The sequence below is a fragment of the Kribbella sp. NPDC050241 genome (assembly GCF_044459685.1).
GTDB lineage: Bacteria > Actinomycetota > Actinomycetes > Propionibacteriales > Kribbellaceae > Kribbella.
This window is the reverse complement of sequence record NZ_JBITJE010000020.1, coordinates 23,042-42,508: the sequence shown is the minus strand read 5'-3', so window position 1 is coordinate 42,508 and position 19,467 is coordinate 23,042. Positions and strand designations below refer to the sequence as shown.

The window sequence follows — 19,467 nt, the reverse complement described above, 5'->3', positions numbered from 1 at the left end:
CCTCCGCGTGAGATACCGCCGCGGCTGTGCGGCGCTGTCCAATTACAGCATCGTTGCCGGGCGTCGGCCATCAGTGCGTCCTGAGGTTCGCCGATCGTCGCAGTACCTGTGGCGCCGTTGCACCGGCACAGTCGAAGCCGCAGCACATCCAGAGCTGAAGCGGAGCGGCGACATGACGAACGCAACTGCAGTGAACAATCGGGGTCGTGGATCGGTTCTGGTTGGGGTCGACGGATCGGTGTCCGCGCAGGGCGCGCTGGCCTGGGCCGCCGCAGAGGCGTCGTCGAGGCACTGCCTCCTGCGCATCGTTCACGCCTTCAGCCGGCAGATGATCAGCAACGCACTGGACATGGCCTTCGTCGGTGATACCGACCTCGACCTCCAATCGGCCGCCGAGTGGATCCTCGCCGAGGCGGCGGCCCATGCGCGTGAAGTTGCCCCCGACATCAAAGTCGCCACTGACCTGTTCGCCGGCCCCCCGGTGCCGACGCTACTGCAGCACGCTGTCTGTCCCGTGGCCGTGATCCGTCCGTTCCGAGCGCCGTCCGCCACGTCCTCATTGGCCGGCCGGCTCCGCTTCGCCGGCACGTCACCGGCCGAACTCTCGGACCCGAAGGAGCAGTCATGACCCCCACGCCGCAAGGCCTGCCAGAAAGCCTTGGGTTGCACAGCCAACTGCTCGACCTGGACCCGTCAGAGACCCAGGAGTGGCTGGAATCGATCGACCAGGTGGTCGACCATGCCGGGCAGAACAGGGCGAGGTACCTGCTACTCAGCATCCTGCAGCGAGCCCGCGACCGCCGGGTCGGTGTCGCCAACCTGCGCAGTACCGACTACCTCAACACGATCGCACCCGACGCCGAGCCGACATTCCCTGGCGATGAGCACGTCGAGCGACGGATCCGGGCCTACAACCGCTGGAACGCCGCGGTCATGGTCCACCGTGCGCAGCGCCCGGGCATCGGTGTCGGCGGCCACATCTCGACGTACGCCTCGGCCGCGGCGCTGTTCGAGGTCGGCTTCAACCACTTCTTCCGCGGCCACGACGCACCCGGAGGCGGCGACCAGATCTACTTCCAAGGTCACGCCTCACCAGGCATCTACGCGCGCGCGTTTCTGGAAGGCCGACTGACCAGCGATCAGCTCGACGGCTTCCGGCAGGAACTCTCCCACGCCGGACAGGGCGGTGGGTTGCCGTCGTACCCGCACCCGCGACTGATGCCGGACTTCTGGGAGTTCCCCACGGTCTCGATGGGTTTGGGCCCGATCAACGCGATCTACCAGGCCCGCTTCAACCGCTACCTGCACAACCGTGACCTCAAGGACACCAGCGACCAGAGGGTCTGGGCCTTCCTCGGCGACGGTGAGATGGACGAACCCGAGTCGCTCGGCGCGATCGGCGTGGCGGCCCGTGAAGAACTCGACAACTTGACCTTCGTCGTCAACTGCAACCTTCAGCGTCTCGACGGTCCCGTTCGCGGCAACGGCAAGATCATCCAGGAACTGGAGTCCTACTTCCGCGGCGCCGGCTGGAATGTCATCAAGGTGATCTGGGGCCGGGAATGGGATCCACTACTGGCCGCCGACACCGACGGCGCGCTGCTCAACCTGATGAACACCACACCCGACGGCGACTTCCAGACCTACAAGGCCGAATCCGGTGCATTCGTCCGCGAGCACTTCTTCGGCCGCGACCCCCGCACCGCTGCCATGGTCGAGCATCTGTCCGACGCCGAGATCTGGAACCTCAAACGCGGCGGACACGACTATCGCAAGCTGTACGCCGCCTACCGGGCCGCGACCGAACACGCCGGCCAGCCGACCGTGATCCTGGCCAAGACCATCAAGGGGTGGACCCTGGGCTCCCACTTCGAGGGCCGCAACTCGACCCATCAGATGAAGAAGCTCACCATCGACGACCTCAAAGGCTTCCGCGACCGGCTGTTTCTGGACATCCCCGACACCGCCCTCGACGCCGTCAAGCCGCCCTACTACCGGCCACCGAAAGACTCAGCAGAGCTGGAATACCTGCACGAGCGCCGGCGAACCCTCGGCGGCTACCTGCCCGCCCGCAGAGTTGCCGGCAAACCGCTCCCGCTCCCGCGAGAGGCGGCGTACGCGATCGCCCGTCGCGGCTCAGGTCGGCAGGAGGTCGCCACCACGATGGCGTTCGTCCGGCTGCTCAAGGAACTGATGAAAGACCCTGTGATCGGTCACCGGTTCGTGCCGATCATCCCCGACGAGGCCCGCACCTTCGGCCTGGATTCCCTGTTCCCGTCCAAGAAGATCTACTCCCCCCACGGACAGACCCACCTGTCGGTGGACCGCGAGCAGATACTGAGCTATCAGGAGGACATCCGAGGTGTGCTCCTCCATGAGGGCATCACCGAGGCCGGCTCCGCGGCGTCCTGGACAGCTGCGGGTACGTCGTACGCCACCCACGGCGAGCCGATGATCCCGCTGTACATCTTCTACTCGATGTTCGGGTTCCAGCGCACCGGTGACCAACTCTGGGCCGCGGCCGACCAGATGACCCGAGGTTTCCTGCTGGGTGCCACTGCCGGCCGCACCACCCTCAACGGTGAGGGCCTGCAGCATCAGGACGGCCATTCGTTGCTGCTGGCATCTACCAACCCTGCCTGTGTCGCCTACGACGCAGCCTACGCGTTCGAGCTCGGCCACATCACCGCCGATGCCCTTCGCCGCATGTACGGCGAAGCGCGACCCGGCGAAGACCAGAACGTCTTCTACTACCTCACCCTCTACAACGAGCCGATCACGCAGCCGGCCGAGCCCGCCGACGTCGACATCGACGGCATCCTCGCCGGAATGCACTGCTACTCCCCCGCCACGGATGGCGATGGCCCGAAGGCGCAGATCCTTGCCTCCGGCATCGCGATGCCCTGGGCAATGGAAGCACAACGCCTCCTGAAAACCGACTGGAGCGTCCAGGCCGATGTGTGGTCCGTGACGTCCTGGACCCAGCTACGCCGCGACGCACTCGCAGCCGACGAATGGAGCCAGTCTCACCCCGACCAGCCGCCCCGAACTCCCTATGTCACGAGGCGGCTGGAGGAAACCGCAGGCCCCGTCCTGGCGGTCTCGGACTGGATCCGCGCGGTACCCGACCAGATCGCCCCGTTCGTCCGTAGGCCCTGGACGTCGCTGGGCACCGACGGATTCGGCCACTCCGACACCCGCGCCGCCCTGCGCCGCCACTTCGGAATCGACGCGCAATCCATCGTCGTCCGGGTTCTGCAGCAGCTGGTCAGTGTGGGCGACGTCGATGACTCGGCACCGCGGCAGGCAATGACGATCTACGGCCTGGCCGACGAACTCCAGGACCAACGCCGCGACGCCCGGCGATGACACCCCAACAATGACGCCCTGTGCTCGATCACGGGACCCGATTCTCCAGGAGGAACCATGCGCGTCTTCGTAGCCGGTGCAACCGGCGCCGTCGGACGCCAACTGCTGCCCTTACTCACCTCAACGGGCCACGAGGCCATTGGGTTGGCAAGCTCGTACAGCGCCGCCGGTCGCCCCGATGTTCGCCGCCCTGCGGTCGCTTGAAGAGCGCACCAGGCAGGCAGATGTGCTGGTACTGCGGGTTGGGGAACTCTACGGCCCTGGCACGATCTATGGCGCCCGTGGATCATTCGTCTGCGAGGTACGGGCTGGGAAGATGCCGATCATCGGGACCGGCGACGGCATCTTCTCCTTCACCCACGTCCACGACGCGGCCACGGCGATCGTCGCTGCGCTGCACAGCGACGCGCGCGGCGTGCTCAACATCGTCGATGACGAGCCGGCACCGGTGCGCGAGTGGCTGCCCATCCTCGCCGAATTGCTAGGCGCTCCGCCACCGAAGCACATGCCCGTGGCTCTTGCCAAATTGGTCGGCGGTGGCCCGGGGATGGCTCTCATGAACCATCGGCGCGGAGACGTTGCCTTGACCAACGTTCTGACATTGGCGCGTGTTGCCGATCATCGGCAACCAGCGAGGCTTTAAGTCAGCCGACGGGTGGCGGTGCTAGTCCGTGGCCGTCAGACAACCATGGAAGTACATCGAGGCTCTAGAAGGAGCAGATTATGAGCACTGAGGGGCGCACCGCCCGCACACCAAGCCGGGAGACACTCTCGGACCCGGCGTACCAGGCCTTCCTGGTCCTGCGAACCGTCTTCACGGTGGCACCGATCGTGTTCGGCCTGGACAAGTTCGCCAACCTCCTCACCGACTGGCCCGCCTACCTGGCCCCCTGGATCAACGACATCGTCCCCGGCTCCGGACAAGACGCCATGTACGTCATCGGCGTCATCGAAATCGTCGCCGGCATCGCCGTCGCCCTGATCCCCCGCTACGGCGCACTGCTCGTCGCCGCCTGGCTCATCGGCATCATCATCAACCTCCTCACACTCTCAGGCTTCTACGACGTCGCCCTACGCGACTTCGGCCTCCTCATCGCAGCAATCGCACTAGCCCGCCTCGCCACCAAATACACGCCACCCCGACACAGCTCCTGACGATCGGCAGCAGGAAAGCCAGACCAGGCGGTTGGCGGCCGAGGTGATGACAGAACACCCAGCCGCCCTGCAATCACGGCCTGACACCTCAGGAGTACCAGTTGATGCTGGCGTTGAAGGGGTGCCCGGCCGCGAGTGGGCGAGCGTGAGCGAACTGGCCGATCGGTGCCCAGGGCGCCCCATCCGACGGACGCCAGGGCTGTCCGGGTCGTAATGACGCGGCACGGCGAGCGAGCGTTGGCACGCCTGAGTGCACTCCACCGCGACGAGCTTCGACGCATGGGAACAGCCCTCGCAGTGCCCGACTGGAGCGACACCACGGGCGGTGCCGCATGACACGCCACACTGTGCGGGTCCGCAGGATCTACGATCAGCCCGCGGCCGACGACGGTATCCGGGTCCTGGTCGATCGCGTGTGGCCCCGCGGTATCCGCAAGAAGGCGGCCGCCATCGACGAGTGGGCCAAAGACGTCGCACCTTCCACAGAACTTCGCAAGTGGTACGGCCATGTCCCCGAGAGGTTCGAGCAGTTCGAGGCTCGCTATCGCGACGAGCTGGCAACACAGGCCGGGCGGACCGCGCTGGACCACCTGCGCGCACTGGCGAAACACGATGCCCTGACCTTGGTGACCGCGACCAAGGACGTGGACCACAGCCAGGCGGCGGTCCTGACCCGGCTGCTGAACGAGCCACACTGACCCCTTCGCTGACCGGGCCAATCGACGGGGCCGGGTGGCGCCGGCAAGCTACTGACCGGGGCGCTTCCTGATCTGCAGGCCTGGACGACGACGATGGATGGTCAGGTAGGACAGACCGCTATCGCCGGCCGTGAGGTTGCGGGTCGAGCCACGGGGCAGCCAGACAACGTTGCCGTCGGCAAGCGTCTGCTCTCCGTCGGGTGTTCCGGCGGTGCCGCCGCCCGCGACGACGACGAGTACCACGTCGAGATCCGGCTCGGTGTGGGTGTCCACACGCTGCCCAGCCGGGAGATGGATGAGATTCGCGTCGAGCTGGCGACCCGACTCGGCGAGCGTCCACCGGGCACCAGACGGTACAGGCGAGTCATCGACGAGTTCGTGCACGTCGAGCAGCACCCGCACCGTCGGCCGCTCAGGCAGGACGTCAGCTGAATCATTCGTGGACTCCTCAGGCATCAGCGGCGACCCGGCCGATCCGGACTCGCCATTCCTCAGGCCCGGCCTGCAGATAGTCCCAACTGAAGGCGCCAGGGTGAATGGCCTCGAACTCTCGGCGTAACGGCTTCGGGTCGTGGCTGTTGACCAGGATGAACGCCTCTCCGGGAGCGAGTCGGGCGTACCGGGCGAAGACGCGTGGATGGCGGCCGCCGCGCGCGATTCGCCGTACGTCGATGACCGTCGGCTGTTCGACCTGCTCCCCAGCCAGGTAGGCCTGCAGGCCTGCGGCCAGCAACGACGGATCCACGCTAGGCAGGCCGGCGAGCGCAGGGAGCAACACCGACTCCTCGATCTGGAGGTGGGTGTCCAGGGTCGCCGTGATCATCACGCCGAGCCTCGCCGCATCGACCGGGCCAGCAGCCGCCAGCTCGTCGATCTGAGTGTTGAGTGCTGCGGCTCCGACTCGGAGAGCCTCGACCAGAAGCCGAGTCTCATCGTCCTGGGAGGCGGCCGCATAGAGATCCCGATCCGCGGTAGCCAGGTATCGGCGCACTTCATGGAGGCAGAAGTCCACCAACTCCGCAGACCGTGGCTCGGCGCCCTGGGCAATTGCCTGTGCTGTGATCAGCTCCGCCAGTCCGGTCAGCAGTCGCTCGTGGGCCTCCTGGACGGCACCTCGAGCGATGACGTCCGGGTCGGTCTCGGTCGCCTGGATGAAGATCTCCGAAGCCGGCATCGTGCCACTCTCCTCACATCGCTGTTTTCAATGATTATTACATGTGATATTTGTAGTAATTACAAGCGTCTGACGAGGGAGGCTGATGTGACGTACGTGATCGCGTTGCCGTGCGTCGATCTGAAGGACCGCGCATGCGTCGAGGAGTGCCCGGTCGACTGCATCTACGAAGGAGGGCGCTCCCTCTACATCCATCCCGAAGAGTGCATCGACTGCGGCGCCTGTGAACCGGTGTGCCCGGTCGAGGCCATCTTCTACGAGGACGACCTGCCCGAGCAGTGGAAGGATTACCAGGCCGCGAACGCCGGGTTCTTCGAGGACCTCGGCTCCCCCGGCGGAGCCTTCAAGATAGGCGCCATCGACCATGACCATCCACTCATCGCGGCGCTGCCGCCGCAGGAGCAGGCAAGCTGACCTCCATGACCAGGACTGATCAGACGGCCGACGACCAGCCACGCCGACAGGCACTGCTAGAAGCCCTGCGAGCCTCCGACGCTCCGCTGGGTGTCACCGAGCTCGCCGAACGGCTCGGCATCCACCCCAACACGGTCCGCTTCCACCTCGACGCGCTTGTGTCGCAAGGACTGGTCGATCGCAGGCTCGAGGAACCGACCGGCCGTGGCCGGCCTCGGACCGTGCACACGCCACATCCCGGGATGGACCGTGGAGGGCGTCGTCAGTACCACCTGCTGGCCAAGATCCTGCTCGGCCAACTGTCCACGAGTCCCGATGCAGGCGCCGCGGCCGAGGCTGCGGGCCGCAACTGGGGCAGCTATCTCGTCGAGCACATTCCCCCATCCCATCAGCCCGGCGTCGCGGAGGCCACCCAGCGGTTGACTGCGATGATGACCGACCTGGGATTCGCCCCGGAAGCCGACGGCGACGCAGCCGAACGCATCAGACTGCGTCACTGCCCCTTCCTGGAGCTCGCGGAAGAGTTCTCGTCCACCTTGTGTCCGCTGCATCTCGGCCTGATGCAAGGTGCCCTCACCGAGATTCGCGCACCGATCACGGCAACCAGCCTCGAGCCGTTCGCCGAACCCGACGCCTGCATCGTTCACCTCTCCCCAGCCGCGACCCCGGCGTGAGCACCCGCCCGCGCCCCAACAGGAGCACCTGATGCACCTCACCAGGATCGGCACCACGCCTCGGCGCCGGGCACCCATCCCCGGAGGTCCGACGATGGAGGTTCTCGTCGCCGCAGAGACCTCCGACAACATCGCCATGGTCCAGGTATGGATCCCGCCCGGTGGCGGCCTGCCCGAACACGACCACGGGCCGTCCGAGATCGTTCTGGTCCACCTCTCGGGCTCGATCGACCTGCGGCAAGGCGACCAGCGACACAGTCTCGCCCCCGGCGCCATCGCGCACATCGCCACCGGGGAACGAGTCAGCCTGACCAACCCAGGAACCGAACCCGCAGTCATGATGATCGTCGCCTCGCCCCCTGAATTCGTCGCGCGCATCGCCGGCTGGCCAGCCGCCTAGGGCCATTGGCCCCCGCTCAGGCCGCGATCCGCCACGGTCAAGCGATCACGGACGCAGCATCACTGGATCCGAGAGGAGCAATGTTGAACGCCGCACCAGCCGCCGTAGCAACCGCCGCCGTCCTCATTTGGCTCGGCATGGTGTTCGCGATCTCGTTCCTGGAGGCACCACTCAAATTCCGCGCCCCCGGGGTCGACATTCCGATCGGCCTCGGCATCGGCCGCATCGTCTTCCGCGCGCTGAACCGTGTCGAGATCGCCTTGGCACTGGTGACGCTGGCAGCGATCGTCATAGGACGGCCGACCGCGGCCGTAGCGACTCTCACCGCGGTGATCCTGGTCATCCTCGCCGGACAGCTCATCATCATCCGGCCTCAACTCAACCGGCGCACCGACCGCGTCCTCGCCGGTCAGTACCCACCCCGGTCAACCATGCACCTCTACTACGTCGGTCTCGAGGCGGCCAAGGTGCTCACCTTGACGGCGCTGGGAATCTGCCTCCTTGTGGCGCAGTGACTCCCACCTGATGCGACACAGCACCCGTGACCACAGCCGTTACCTGACTTCTGACCGAGGCGTGGGTTTCTCACCTCGTGTCTTCTCCTTCGGCCTCGGTACCGGCGGTCTCCTCGAGATGGTCGACGCGGTCCTGGTCCTCGCCGGCGTCCAGCAGGTTGTCCTTCGGCGCGCGATTGTCGGGGGACTCGGTGAGCGAAACGTCCGGGTGGTGCAGGTCGAAGGCGGGGCTTTCGGAGCGGATCCGTGGCAGCTTGTCGAAGTTGTGCCGCGGCGGCGGGGAACTGGTCGCCCACTCCAGCGAACGGCCCCAGCCCCACGGGTCGTCCACGCCCACCTGCGGCGCCTTGCGCGACTTGTAGACGTTGTAGAGGAACGGCAGGGTCGAGGCGCCGAGGATCAAGGCGCCGACGCTGGAGACCTCGTTCAGCGTGGTGAAGCCCTCGTTCGCGCCGTACGACGCGTACCGCCGCGGCATCCCCTCGACACCCAGCCAGTGCTGCACCAGGAACGTGGTGTGGAAGCCGATGAACAGCAACCAGAAGTGCAACTTCCCCAGCTTCTCGTCCAGCATCCGCCCGGTGAACTTCGGCCACCAGAAGTAGAACCCCGCGAACATCGCGAACACCACGGTGCCGAAGACCACGTAATGGAAGTGCGCCACCACGAAGTAGGTGTCGGTGACCTGGAAGTCCAAGGCCGGCGAGGCCAAGATCACCCCCGTCAATCCACCGAACAAGAAGGTGGTCAGAAATCCGAGCGACCACAGCATCGGCGTCTCGAACGACACCGAGCCGCCCCACATCGTGCCGATCCAGTTGAAGAACTTCACCCCGGTCGGCACCGCGATCATGAACGACATGAACGAGAAGAACGGCAGGCTGACCGCGCCCGTGACGAACATGTGGTGCGCCCACACCGTCATCGACAACGCAGCGATCGCCAGCGTGGCACCGACCAGACCGAGGTAGCCGAACACGGACTTGCGGCTGAACACCGGCAGGATCTCGGTGATGATGCCGAAGAACGGCAACGCGATGATGTACACCTCGGGATGCCCGAAGAACCAGAACAGGTGCTGCCACAGCATCGGTCCACCGTTGGCCGCATCGAAGACATGGGCCCCGAGCGTTCGGTCGGCCTCCAGCACCAGCAGCGCCGCCGCCAGGATCGGGAACGCCACCAGCACCATGATCGACGTGATCAACGTGTTCCAGGTGAAGATCGGCATCCGGAACATCGTCATACCCGGTGCCCGCAGGGAGATGATCGTGGTGATGAAGTTGACCGCACCGAGGATGGTGCCCAGACCGGCCATCCACAGACCCATGATCCACAGGTCACCCCCGATACCCGGCGAACGCACCGCGTTCGACAACGGAGCGTAGCCGGTCCAGCCGAAGCTCGCCGCGCCGCCGGGAGTGAAGAAGCCACTGAACGCGATGAGCCCGCCGAACAGGAACAACCAGTAGCTGAACATGTTCAGCCGCGGGAACGCGACGTCCGGCGCGCCGATCTGCAGCGGCATGATCACGTTGCCGAAGCCGACGAACAGCGGTGTCGCGAACAGCAGCAGCATGATCGTGCCATGCATCGTGAACAGCTGGTTGTAGACCTCCTCGTTCACGATCTGCAGGCCCGGCCTGGCCAGCTCGGCCCGCATGACCAGCGCCATCAGTCCGCCGATCAGGAAGAACGCGAACGACGTGATCAGGTACATGTGGCCGATCAGCTTGTGATCGGTGGTGGTGAGGACCCGCACCACCGCACGGCCCAGCGGTCGGCGACGTCCTGCCGCGGGTTCGCCGGGTCCGACCCTGGCCGTCACCGACCAGGGACGGTTCTGGTGGGCACCGACATGGGTCAGCTGCTCGTGGATCGGATCGCTGTCGCCGGCCTGAGTGGTCCCCACGGACCGACTCACCAGTTCGCCGGCGGGTCGCTGGCAGGGAACGAATCCTCGCCCCACACGTCAACGATGTCCCGCGGCGCTCGCGAAGGAGATGTCGGAGGGATGGTGCCTGTGCGCCAGGGATGCAGGCGGTCGTTCCCCGACTCCTTGGAGAGCTGGCATCGCAGGCAGAGACTGGCCATCGGGATGGCCTGCAGCCGGTCCGCAGAGATGGCGCGTCCGCAGCGTTGGCAGATCCCGAAGGCGCCGATCGCGAGCCGGAACAGAGCAGCGTCGATGTCCGCCAGGGCAGCTCTGGAAGCGCTCATCAGCGTTGCTGTCACGTCAGTCTGAGCAGGTCCGGAGGCGGCCAGCGCGTCGTACGCGAGGTCGGTGAACTGATCGAGACGAAGCCGCCGCTGCTGCTCGAGCTCGTCTCGATACCACTGCAGGTCGACAGGGTGCGGGTCACGTGGTGTGTCGGGTGGCGCCACCTGATCCAGGTCGGTCATCGAAACCTCCTCGTCGGCACGAATCGCGGAGCCGCGATACCCGCGCCTCCGTGTTCGCACGACCCCAACGATGCCGTCCCGCACCTGGCCTGAAAACGTGCCCGATCGGCGAACGCCGGACTCCATCGTTGCCGGGTGTCGGCAACCTCGCGGACCTGGCTGAGGACCGCGGCTCACCGTGCAGCCGGTCAGGCCTCGATCAGGCCGGCCCTGATCGCGTACCGGGTCAGTTCCAGGCGGTCGCGGAGGCCAAGTTTCTGGAGCATGTTCGCCCGGTGCCGCTCGACCGTCTTGATGCTGATGAACAGGATTCCAGCGATCTCCTTGGACGAGTGCCCCTCGGCAACGAGCTTGAGTACCTCTTCCTCGCGGGCGGTCAGGATCTGCTCCGGGATTGTTTGGCCGAGGCGTGCCCGATTCAGGTAGTTACGGATCAGCGCGTTCACCGCTCCCGGGTAGAGGAACGGCTCTCCGCGCATCGCGGCCCGGCACGCCTCCACCAGGTCGCGGTCAGCGACGGACTTGAGCACATACCCCGCTGCTCCGGCTTTGAGGGCTCGGAAGAAGTACTGCTCGTTGTCGTACATCGTCAGCATGAGAATCCGCAGCTCGGGCTGGCGCGACGACATCTCACGTGCTGCCTGCAGCCCGGTCATCCTCGGCATGGCGATGTCGAGAATCGCCAGATCGATCTCGACCGACCGGGCCAGGTCGACGGCCTCCTTGCCATCTCCTGCTTCGGCGACCACCGTCAGGCCCGGTTCGCTGTCCAGGATCAGCCGTACACCGCGGCGTACCAGTGCATGATCGTCGGCGAGCAAGATGCGGATGGCGTCCTGTGCAGCCATGCTCATACTCCCTTCCGGTCGAGTGGCACCAGCAGATTCACCTCGGTACCACCCGCCGGCGCGGCGCCGAGATCGAGAGTGGCGCCAACCAGCAGTGCGCGCTCACGCATGCCACGGATTCCGGCTCCCTCGTGGGCCAGCCCGAGGCCGCGGCCGTCGTCACGGATCCGAAGACTGACAGCTCCCTCGCCGTGGCGCAGTCTGATCTCCACGTAGTCGGCGTCGGCATGGCGGGCAACGTTCGTCAGTCCTTCCTGGGCAACCCGATAGATCACAAGCTCGGCCTGGTCGTCCAGCACGGGCAGACCAGGCTGGAAATCGTGACGAATCGCGAGACCGGTGTGCGTGGACAGCTCGGTCACCAGCGCAGTCAGAGCACTGACGAGACCAAGATCCTCCAACACACCTGGCCGCAGCCTCCGCGCCAGCCGGCGTACCTCGTCCAGGCTCTCCCGGGTCGTCTCCTGAGCATGGAGCAGGTCCGCGCGCACGTCGGAGTCGTCCACCCGCCCGGCCGCTCGTTTGAGTTCCAGCAGTACGGCGGTCAGGCTCTGGCCGACCTCGTCGTGCAGCTCCTGAGCGATCCGTCGCCGCTCCGCCTCCTGGGCAGACAGCGCCCGGGTACTGCTGGTGGCACGTTCTGCCTCCAACCGCGCCAGCATCTCGTTGAAGGCACGGATCAACTGCGAGACACCACCCTGACCGGCGACTGGCAGCCGCTGCCCCGGCTTGAGCAGATCAACCGTCGCCATTCGGCGGCTCAGCCGGTCCAGCGGAGCCAGCCCTAGGTGCAGCAGTACAGCGTTGGCGACCAGCATGACCGCGAAACCGCCCAGCAGCACCAGTGCCTCGGTGAAAACCACCGGAGCGGACACCGTCACCGGTGCCCACAGCAACACTGCGGTCGCGGCAGCAAGCACCACCGCGTTCAGCGCGAAGATGCGCCAGAACAACGGCGCTGCAAGCACGCCTCTCCTCGCCGCCGCTGTTTGATGGCTCGGCATGTGTTCCATGCTGCCCAGCGTGCCTGTTCCCCCACTGCAAGTCGATCGGGCTGACACTCATCCGCCTCTGCCTGCGGCGGTCCGAGCTCCCGAGATGGGTGTCAGGCCCCATGGTCTGCCCCTGCTGCATCGCCGATGGTGGTGACAGAACAGATCACGAGCCTCAAGACGGCCTTCCGCAGACAGCCGGCGTGCGCACTGCCCCCCAGGCGCACGCCGGTCTCCGGTTGACGTCCCTTGAAAGGACCCCGATTCACATGACGACGGACATGGGCCGTGCCCCACAACTCACACACCACGAAGCAGGCCAGCGCCTGGCACACGAGCGCAACTCCCGCCTCGCCCAACTGAGGGCGATCGAGGAGTCCGCGCCGCATGCGGACGAGGACTTGCAAGCGGCACAGACCGCCGCGATCGAGCGCGTTCTCGAAGAGATCGACGCTGCCGGACGGCGCCTGTCCGACGGCTCCTACGGAGCCTGCAACAGCTGCCGAACCACGATCCCCGTCGAGCGCCTCGAGATCCTGCCGTACGCACGGTTCTGCGTGGGCTGCCAGCAACGCGCCAGCTGACAGAGCCGATCCAGTGGAGGAGTTGCGGCCGTGACCCAGCAGATTTCTGCATTCGCCAACAGACGCCTCGAGGCCGCGGAGCTCCGTGTTCTGCGGGCCGCCCTGCTCGAACAGCTGCTGTTCCGGCGTCAACAGCTCCGGGATATCGCTTGGGGTGCCAACGATATCGCCGGAACGGCAGGCGCTCGTGACACCGCCGCGCACAGCGAGGTTCGTCACAAACTCACCGTGGCCGCGCAGACCGCATTGGCCGAAACTGAGGCCGCTCTGACCCGCATGGACACGGGGCGGTACGGCGGATGCGGCCGATGCGGTCGCACCATCAGCCTCCAGTGCCTATCCGTCTACCCTCAGGCGCGCTATTGCACTCGGTGTCAGCACTTCCTCGCGGCCCGGCAGTGAACGGGGCCGATCACCAGCCACGGTGGCCGGCCGTATCCGCCGCCACGGCCGGCTCGTCGGCCGCAGTCGCGAACGCCTCCAGCGCGCGGATCAGTTCGCGCCGTCGGGTGACCGCCATCGCGCGGACGACCCGTTCGATCTCGGTCCTGCGGCCCGAGTGACCCAGCGACCGGCCAGCAGGCGCGCGATCGAAGGCCCGCGATCCTGGCTTCGCTTCGCACACGGTCGAAGCATGGGCTCCGGTCGTCGAGGAGTTTCTGGGCAGCACGACCGCAGCGATGTCGGAGTTCTTCGTGGCCATCTCACGGGCCAAGTTCGCGTACGAGGATTGACTCGCCGGACCCAGGGCTCACCAAGATCACTCTGAGCGATAGAGGCATGGCTTGAGCTTGCAGACCGTCGAACTCCGCTCTGACTTCCGGGCGGTTATTCAGGGCGGCTTCGAGCGCTGCCGGGTTCTTCGCTGGACGGGCCAGGTAGACGTCCTGGGTGAGCGACGGTCGGGCGTGCACAAGCTGGTTCGCGATCTGCCGCGCGCTCTGTCCGGCGTCGTCCAGGATGGTCGCCGTCGGACTTGACCTGGAGCGCGCTCCAGCAGCCAGTGTGGGGGTTATGAACACCAAAAACACCGCAGATCGGGTCGTCCTCGGCACGATGTACCTGGGCACCCGGCTGGACGATCGGGACAGCTTCGCCGTGCTGGACCGCTATGTCGAACTGGGCGGCCGCTGGATCGACACTTCGAACAACTACTCGTTCTGGGAGGACGAGTCCGGCTTCGGCGGCCAGAGCGAGGCCGTGATCGGCCGCTGGCTACACGCCAACCCGGGCGTGCCGGTCAAGATCAGCACCAAGGTGGGAGCCCAGCCGACTCACCCCGGCGGCTTCCCTGACCACCTGGAGGGGCTGGCAGAACCGACTGTGCGTCGCTCGTTGGACGAAAGCCTGCAACGGCTGGGCAGAGACCAGGTCGACCTGTACTGGGCGCATGTGGAGGACCTCAACGTGCCGCTGGCTGATCTGATCGGAACGTTCGGCCAACTGGTCGCCGACGGCCGACTCGGGGCCTACGGCCTGTCGAACCACCCGTCCTGGCGCGTGGCCGAAGCGCGGCTACTGGCCGGCCAGGCCGGACTGGCGATGCCGACGGCCTACCAGCAGCGCTACTCCTATCTGCAGCCGGCGCCGGGCGCCCCGGTCGAAGGGCAGCCGATCCCGCTCGGCATGCTGTCTGCGGACGGTCTGGAACTACTGCGCCGCAACGACGACCTGACGGGCTGGGTCTATACGTCCTTGCTGCTCGGCGCCTACGACCGTGACAACCGGACGCTGTCCAGCGAGTACGAGCACCCGGGCAACACCCGGCGGATCGCGGCGCTGGACGAGGTTGCGAAGGAGCGGGGAATGTCCCGAGGTCAGATCGTGCTGGCCTGGTTGGCCGATGGTGATCCGCAACTGATGCCGATCGTCGGCGCCAGCCGGTCGGAGCAGGTCGAACAAGCATGGGCCGGGGCGGGCACCGAACTCACGGCCGAGGAGCGGGCCCGGCTGGACGCCGCCTACTGAACCTCACCCCGAGCAGGGGCAGGGTTGCCTGAACGCCACGACCTGCTGGGCCAGCGTCCCCCTGGTTGCCAGCTCGGTTGAACTTGGCCTGATGAGCCGGCACCTCACGTCCATGCGGTACGGAGGCGGTCGTACTCTTCTGCGGTCACCGGCAGTACGACGCCGTGACAGGGGTCTGTCGGCAATCGATAGTCCTGGGACGGGATCCACCGGCCGCCGGCGAGGTCGGTTGTCTCGAAGGGGACGTAACGGCGTTGTGGCGTGAACTCGTCGATCCAGAGGTACCACTTCTCCTCGGTGTTCGATTTGTACACCAGCGGGCCTTCGCCCTGGATGATCGTGCCCAGGCCGATGCCCTCGGCCAGCGGCTTCCAGTCGGCGGCCGTCAGCGAAGTCGAGGTTTCGGAGAAGATCGACTTACCGAGCGGCGCGTCACCACTGCGGCTGCGTTCGTCCTTCAGGAAGCGGTAGTAGACGCCCTCGTGGTCGATCACATGGGCATCGATCGTCTGCCATCCTCGGTCGATCCACACACGCGGCTCGGAGAACTCGCGGAAGTCTCGAGTGGTCGCACACATGATCCGGTTGTAGCTCGCGCCCTCATGTTCGGGGTTGTCGTACAGCGTCGAGGACCAGTGGACGAGGTAGCCGTCTTGCTCCGGGTCCCAGACCGCCTCCGGGGCCCAGGTGTTGCCGGCCTCGGCCGGTGCGACCTCGATGAGTCGGCCCTCTCCCCACTGCACCAGATCCGTCGACTCCCAGACCATGATCGACCGGCTGCCTCGCCGCTGGTGCCGGTCCCAGTCGAGGCTGGCATAGAGGCGCAGATCGGTCGCGACCAGAAAGAACCGATCACCTTCCGGCGAACGGACGATGTGCGGGTCGCGGACGCCGCGTTCGCCCAAGCTGGAGCACAGCACCGGCGTTCCGTCGTTGAGGTCGCGGAAGTGCAGCGGGTCGTTGCCGTCGCTCAAGGCGAAGTAGATCTGCTCGCCGTCGGCTGATTCGCGTTTGAAATGCGCGTACAGATAGCCCACGTACTCGGGCCTGTCGCTCGATGTCATTGGACTCAAGCGGCGTGGAGGTCGAGAGCGAGGCAGTTGGCGACCTCGAGCGGCGCCTGCTCGGGCAATCGGACGACCAGGATGCCGTGGGCGTGCTCGAAGGGTACGGCGCCGTGGCCGAGGAGACGGACACCAGTCACCGATTCGCCTGCCAGGCTGCGAATCACGGCGCGCCCGTCGTCCGGCCAGGCCAACTGGAAGGCGTACACGGTGTTCTCCCGGCGGGTGAACCGGTAGTCGGAATTCGTCCAACTCACCCGGTCTTCGGTGAAACCGTCGATGATCACACTCGAAGGCCCCTCACCGAACACCGTGAAGGGTCGCGTGCCGTAGATGCCCTCACCGCAGACCTTTATCCAGGCACCCAAGTCGTCGAGCAGTTGCGTGCATTCGAGATCGAGCGATCCGTCCGGCAGTTGCGGCACGTTGAGCAGGAGGTTCCCGTTCTTCGACGCGATGTCGACGAGCAGCTCCACCACGTGGCCGGCAGTCTTGTAGACGTCACGAACGTTGTAGAACCAGTCGCCGATGGAGGTGTCGGTCTGCCACGGCAGCGCGTGGATGCCGGGCGTCTGACTGCGCTCGATGTCCATCACACCGACCACGCTCACCTGAGGCCGGCGGTCCTTCTGCTGGTACACCGCACGGTTCGTCCCATGGATCCGCGCACTGGTGTTGTACAGGTGGGCGACCGCGGTCAAACCGGACGTGTACTCGGCCTCGCCGAACGGCAGCGGGCCGTCGGAGTAGAGCAGATCCGGCTGGTACCGGTCGATCATCTCGGTGACCGCCTCGAGCCAGTACGTGTGCCAGGCAGGATCCTGGGCGTACCACGGGTCCTGCACCGGGGTGTCCGCCGCCGGAAGAAACCTGGCATTGTCGAGGTAGAGATCCCGGTACGCCGGATCGGTCCCGTCGTACGGCACACCGGCGAGCGGCCCGTGCTTGTCGCTGCCCTTGTTGGCCGCGAACCAGGTCAGCGCGGCACCGAGATGCTCGGTGATCCCGAACGGCAGTCCACGCTCCTCAGCGGCGGCTTTCCACAAGCCCACGATGTCCTTGCCCGGGCCGACCTTCGCCGAGTTCCAGGGGTTCACCGACGACTCGTAGTTGAAGAAATTGTCGTGATGGACGGCCTGCGCGACGAAGTACCGGGCACCGGCCGCCACGAACCGGTCCATCAGGTCACCCGGGTCGAAGCGCTCTGCCTTCCATTGCCGGACGACGTCCTTGTAGCCGACCTCCGACGGGTGCCCATACGTCCGCAGGTGGTACCGGTACTGCTCAGAGCCTTGCCGATACATATGCCGTGCGTACCAGTCACCGTAGCGAGGCACCGACTGCGGGCCCCAGTGCGCCCAGATACCGAGCTTCGCGTCCCGGAACCAGTCCGGGCATTCGAACGTGGCCAGGGACTCGAAGGTTGCATCGAACGGCACTGGTCGCTCCTTGTCAGCTATAGAACGGTGGACCGGCCGGCGTACTCCGGCCGGTCCAGGGCGGACCTACTTGTTGGGCATCTTGTCGTACGCGGCCTGCTGGATCTCCAGGTAGCGCTTCAGACCGAGCCCGTCGAGACCCTTGACGTAGGCGTCCCAATCGTTGTCGATGTTCTTCGAGCCGGTGACGAACTGGAGTGCGTTCTGCTGCACGTAGCTTTCGATGTTGGTCTGCAGCGTCGCGATCTCGTTGGCCAGCGTCGGATCGATCCACACCTTCCAGTACGGATAGATCATGGCCTTGTCCTCGTGGCCGGCGTACAGCTTGGTTGCCTCGAACAGACGACGCTCATAGCCTGCCTGCGAGTAGAGGTCGGTGCTGATCGCCTCGGAGTTCCGGTAGGTCGCGTTGTTGTTGTACTGAGCCAGCGCCTGCCAGCCCGAGTTCGGCGGCTTTGCCCCTGGCTTCTGCGGAATCTGCTTGTAGACCGGCTTGAGCGACTTGTCGAGCGCGACGTCACCGGGCTGTGGCTTCATCCACGTCTTGCCCTCCTTGCCCCAGAACGCGTTGATCTGGCCCTGGTCGGTGAACATGTAGTCGAGCAGTTTGATAGCCTGGATCTGCTCCTCCTGCGTCGCCTTGCTGGTCAACACGAAGGTCGCGCCGGGCGCACTCGGGAAGTTGTAACCGGTGAAGTTCGCCCCGTCGGGTCCGGTCAGCGGCGGTACGACGTCGTACTGCATGTCCCGTCCGTCCGGCGAAGGGGTGCTGACGAAGATCCCCGGGTGCAGCGCGGTCGCGGCACCGAGGACCACCGACCCGGCGTGGTTGCCCTGCTGCTGCAGGGCGTCCGGGTTCTGGGTGAAGGCGCCCTTGTCGATCAGGCCTTCCTTGTACAGCGAATTCAGGTATTTCAGGCCTTCACGCCAGCCGTCCTTGTTCGCCTGCATGTCGACCTTGCCGTCGTTGAGGACCAGCGTCGACTGGTTGTTGCCGCTCGTGCCTTGGGGGTCGTAGATGAAGGCGTTCATGAAGTACGGGATCAGCACGTCCCGCACATCGGCACTGAGCGGGATCTCATCGGCCTTGCCGTTGCCGTTGGGATCCTGGGTCTTGAACGCCTGCAGCACCTTGCGCATGTCCTCGGTGGTCTTCGGCTGCTCGAGTCCGAGCTTCTTCAACCACGCCGAGTTCATCCACAACTTGTCCTGGTACGTGCAGTGGAAGCAGTCCACCCACTGCGGCATACCGTAGATCTTGCCGTCCGGCGCGGTCGCCATCGCCTTCCACTCCGGGGTGGAGTCCAGCGCCTTCTTGATGTTCGGCGCGTACTGGTCGATCAACTGATTCAGCGGCACGACGACGCCCTGGTTGGACAGCTTGAGCAGGTCCGCCTGGGTGAACTGGTCGACCCACGGGATCAGCAGGTACAGGTCCGGATAGTCGCCACTGGCCACGGAAATCTGGCGCTTCTCCTTGGCCGGCCCACCGTCGAAGGTCGTGTTCTGCCACTTGATGGTCAGGTTGAACTTCTCCTTCACCACCTTCGTGAAGTCGTTCGTGGCAAGGTTCCAATCGGCCGCCTGCGGTGCGAACACATCGAGGGTGACCGCGGGATTCCCGGTGATCGTGGGCAACGGTTTGCCCTGCTCGTCGTCCGAGCCGCCACCGGAACAGGCCGCAAGCGCGAGTGCCAGGAGACTGATGCCGGCGATCGCGGCACGCCTCCTCCTTCTGAACTGAACAGACATAGGTCCCTCACAGGGGTC

22 protein-coding genes are annotated in these 19,467 nt (G+C 65.8%); 12 read left to right on the top strand and 10 right to left on the bottom strand.

Annotated elements, in window-relative coordinates:
* The first annotated feature begins 172 nt into the window (after positions 1-172).
* The 5 genes from ACIBG5_RS42445 (at position 173) to ACIBG5_RS42425 (ending at position 5,222) form a co-directional block, all read left to right on the top strand.
* Positions 173-628: a universal stress protein gene (locus tag ACIBG5_RS42445; protein ID WP_396397781.1), complete on the top strand. Its 456-nt coding sequence runs from the start codon at positions 173-175 to the stop codon at positions 626-628.
* Complete coding sequence (gene aceE, locus ACIBG5_RS42440; RefSeq protein ID WP_396397780.1) at positions 625-3,369, top strand: pyruvate dehydrogenase (acetyl-transferring), homodimeric type; 2,745 nt, start codon at positions 625-627, stop codon at positions 3,367-3,369. The genes ACIBG5_RS42445 and aceE overlap by 4 nt, the downstream gene beginning before the upstream one ends.
* Before the next feature lie 178 nt (positions 3,370-3,547).
* Entirely contained in the window at positions 3,548-4,012 is a 465-nt protein-coding gene (locus ACIBG5_RS42435) for an NAD-dependent epimerase/dehydratase family protein (protein WP_396397779.1), read from the top strand.
* 80 nt (positions 4,013-4,092) lie between these two features.
* Positions 4,093-4,524: a hypothetical protein gene (locus ACIBG5_RS42430; RefSeq protein WP_396397778.1), complete on the top strand. Its 432-nt coding sequence runs from the start codon at positions 4,093-4,095 to the stop codon at positions 4,522-4,524.
* Positions 4,525-4,856: 332 nt separating this feature from the next.
* On the top strand, positions 4,857-5,222 hold the full coding sequence (locus tag ACIBG5_RS42425) for a DUF488 domain-containing protein (RefSeq protein WP_396397777.1): 366 nt from the start codon (positions 4,857-4,859) through the stop codon (positions 5,220-5,222).
* Positions 5,223-5,270: 48 nt separating this feature from the next.
* On the opposite strand, the gene ACIBG5_RS42420 is transcribed toward ACIBG5_RS42425, so the two are convergent.
* Positions 5,271-5,618: a hypothetical protein gene (locus ACIBG5_RS42420; RefSeq protein ID WP_396397776.1), complete on the bottom strand. Its 348-nt coding sequence runs from the start codon at positions 5,616-5,618 to the stop codon at positions 5,271-5,273.
* Between the two features lie 52 nt (positions 5,619-5,670).
* Positions 5,671-6,396, bottom strand: coding sequence for a DUF2249 domain-containing protein (locus tag ACIBG5_RS42415; RefSeq protein ID WP_396397775.1), 726 nt, complete (start codon positions 6,394-6,396; stop codon positions 5,671-5,673).
* Between the two features lie 87 nt (positions 6,397-6,483).
* Between ACIBG5_RS42415 and fdxA the strand changes: the two genes are divergently transcribed.
* From fdxA to ACIBG5_RS42395, 4 genes are all read left to right on the top strand, one after another.
* The gene (gene fdxA / locus ACIBG5_RS42410; RefSeq protein ID WP_396397774.1) at positions 6,484-6,810 is read left to right on the top strand and encodes a ferredoxin; all 327 of its coding nucleotides are present in this window, start codon (positions 6,484-6,486) and stop codon (positions 6,808-6,810) included.
* 5 nt (positions 6,811-6,815) lie between these two features.
* Positions 6,816-7,484: a helix-turn-helix transcriptional regulator gene (locus tag ACIBG5_RS42405; RefSeq protein ID WP_396397773.1), complete on the top strand. Its 669-nt coding sequence runs from the start codon at positions 6,816-6,818 to the stop codon at positions 7,482-7,484.
* A 94-nt stretch (positions 7,485-7,578) separates the two neighbouring features.
* The gene (locus tag ACIBG5_RS42400; protein WP_396397772.1) at positions 7,579-7,884 is read left to right on the top strand and encodes a cupin domain-containing protein; all 306 of its coding nucleotides are present in this window, start codon (positions 7,579-7,581) and stop codon (positions 7,882-7,884) included.
* Positions 7,885-7,967: 83 nt separating this feature from the next.
* Entirely contained in the window at positions 7,968-8,399 is a 432-nt protein-coding gene (locus ACIBG5_RS42395; protein ID WP_396397771.1) for a hypothetical protein, read from the top strand.
* 70 nt (positions 8,400-8,469) lie between these two features.
* On the opposite strand, the gene ctaD is transcribed toward ACIBG5_RS42395, so the two are convergent.
* The 4 genes from ctaD to ACIBG5_RS42375 all read right to left on the bottom strand — a co-directional run bounded on the left by ctaD (position 8,470) and on the right by ACIBG5_RS42375 (position 12,654).
* The gene (gene ctaD / locus ACIBG5_RS42390; protein ID WP_396397807.1) at positions 8,470-10,119 is read right to left on the bottom strand and encodes a cytochrome c oxidase subunit I; all 1,650 of its coding nucleotides are present in this window, start codon (positions 10,117-10,119) and stop codon (positions 8,470-8,472) included.
* 200 nt (positions 10,120-10,319) lie between these two features.
* Entirely contained in the window at positions 10,320-10,802 is a 483-nt protein-coding gene (locus tag ACIBG5_RS42385) for a TraR/DksA family transcriptional regulator (RefSeq protein ID WP_396397770.1), read from the bottom strand.
* Positions 10,803-10,990: 188 nt separating this feature from the next.
* Positions 10,991-11,650 carry a response regulator gene (locus ACIBG5_RS42380; protein ID WP_396397769.1) on the bottom strand — a complete coding sequence of 220 codons (660 nt, stop codon included), beginning with the start codon at positions 11,648-11,650 and terminating at the stop codon, positions 10,991-10,993.
* Between the two features lie 2 nt (positions 11,651-11,652).
* The gene (locus ACIBG5_RS42375; protein ID WP_396397768.1) at positions 11,653-12,654 is read right to left on the bottom strand and encodes a HAMP domain-containing sensor histidine kinase; all 1,002 of its coding nucleotides are present in this window, start codon (positions 12,652-12,654) and stop codon (positions 11,653-11,655) included.
* 257 nt (positions 12,655-12,911) lie between these two features.
* Between ACIBG5_RS42375 and ACIBG5_RS42370 the strand changes: the two genes are divergently transcribed.
* Positions 12,912-13,226, top strand: a complete 315-nt coding sequence (locus tag ACIBG5_RS42370) for a TraR/DksA family transcriptional regulator (protein ID WP_396397767.1) — start codon at positions 12,912-12,914, stop codon at positions 13,224-13,226.
* A 30-nt stretch (positions 13,227-13,256) separates the two neighbouring features.
* Positions 13,257-13,628, top strand: a complete 372-nt coding sequence (locus tag ACIBG5_RS42365) for a hypothetical protein (protein ID WP_396397766.1) — start codon at positions 13,257-13,259, stop codon at positions 13,626-13,628.
* A 10-nt stretch (positions 13,629-13,638) separates the two neighbouring features.
* Here the strand turns inward: ACIBG5_RS42365 and ACIBG5_RS42360 are convergent, their stop codons facing one another.
* Positions 13,639-13,851, bottom strand: a complete 213-nt coding sequence (locus ACIBG5_RS42360; protein WP_396397765.1) for a hypothetical protein — start codon at positions 13,849-13,851, stop codon at positions 13,639-13,641.
* 389 nt (positions 13,852-14,240) lie between these two features.
* On the opposite strand from ACIBG5_RS42360, the gene ACIBG5_RS42355 reads away from it, so the two are divergent.
* Positions 14,241-15,194, top strand: a complete 954-nt coding sequence (locus tag ACIBG5_RS42355; RefSeq protein ID WP_396397764.1) for an aldo/keto reductase — start codon at positions 14,241-14,243, stop codon at positions 15,192-15,194.
* A 104-nt stretch (positions 15,195-15,298) separates the two neighbouring features.
* Here the strand turns inward: ACIBG5_RS42355 and ACIBG5_RS42350 are convergent, their stop codons facing one another.
* From ACIBG5_RS42350 to ACIBG5_RS42340, 3 genes are all read right to left on the bottom strand, one after another.
* Positions 15,299-16,258 (bottom strand): glycoside hydrolase family 43 protein, encoded by a 960-nt coding sequence (locus ACIBG5_RS42350; RefSeq protein ID WP_396397763.1) that lies wholly within the window; start codon positions 16,256-16,258, stop codon positions 15,299-15,301.
* Positions 16,259-16,263: 5 nt separating this feature from the next.
* Positions 16,264-17,697 carry an alpha-L-fucosidase gene (locus tag ACIBG5_RS42345; RefSeq protein ID WP_396397762.1) on the bottom strand — a complete coding sequence of 478 codons (1,434 nt, stop codon included), beginning with the start codon at positions 17,695-17,697 and terminating at the stop codon, positions 16,264-16,266.
* Positions 17,698-17,763: 66 nt separating this feature from the next.
* On the bottom strand, positions 17,764-19,449 hold the full coding sequence (locus ACIBG5_RS42340) for an ABC transporter substrate-binding protein (protein WP_396397761.1): 1,686 nt from the start codon (positions 19,447-19,449) through the stop codon (positions 17,764-17,766).
* Positions 19,450-19,467 lie beyond the last annotated feature (18 nt).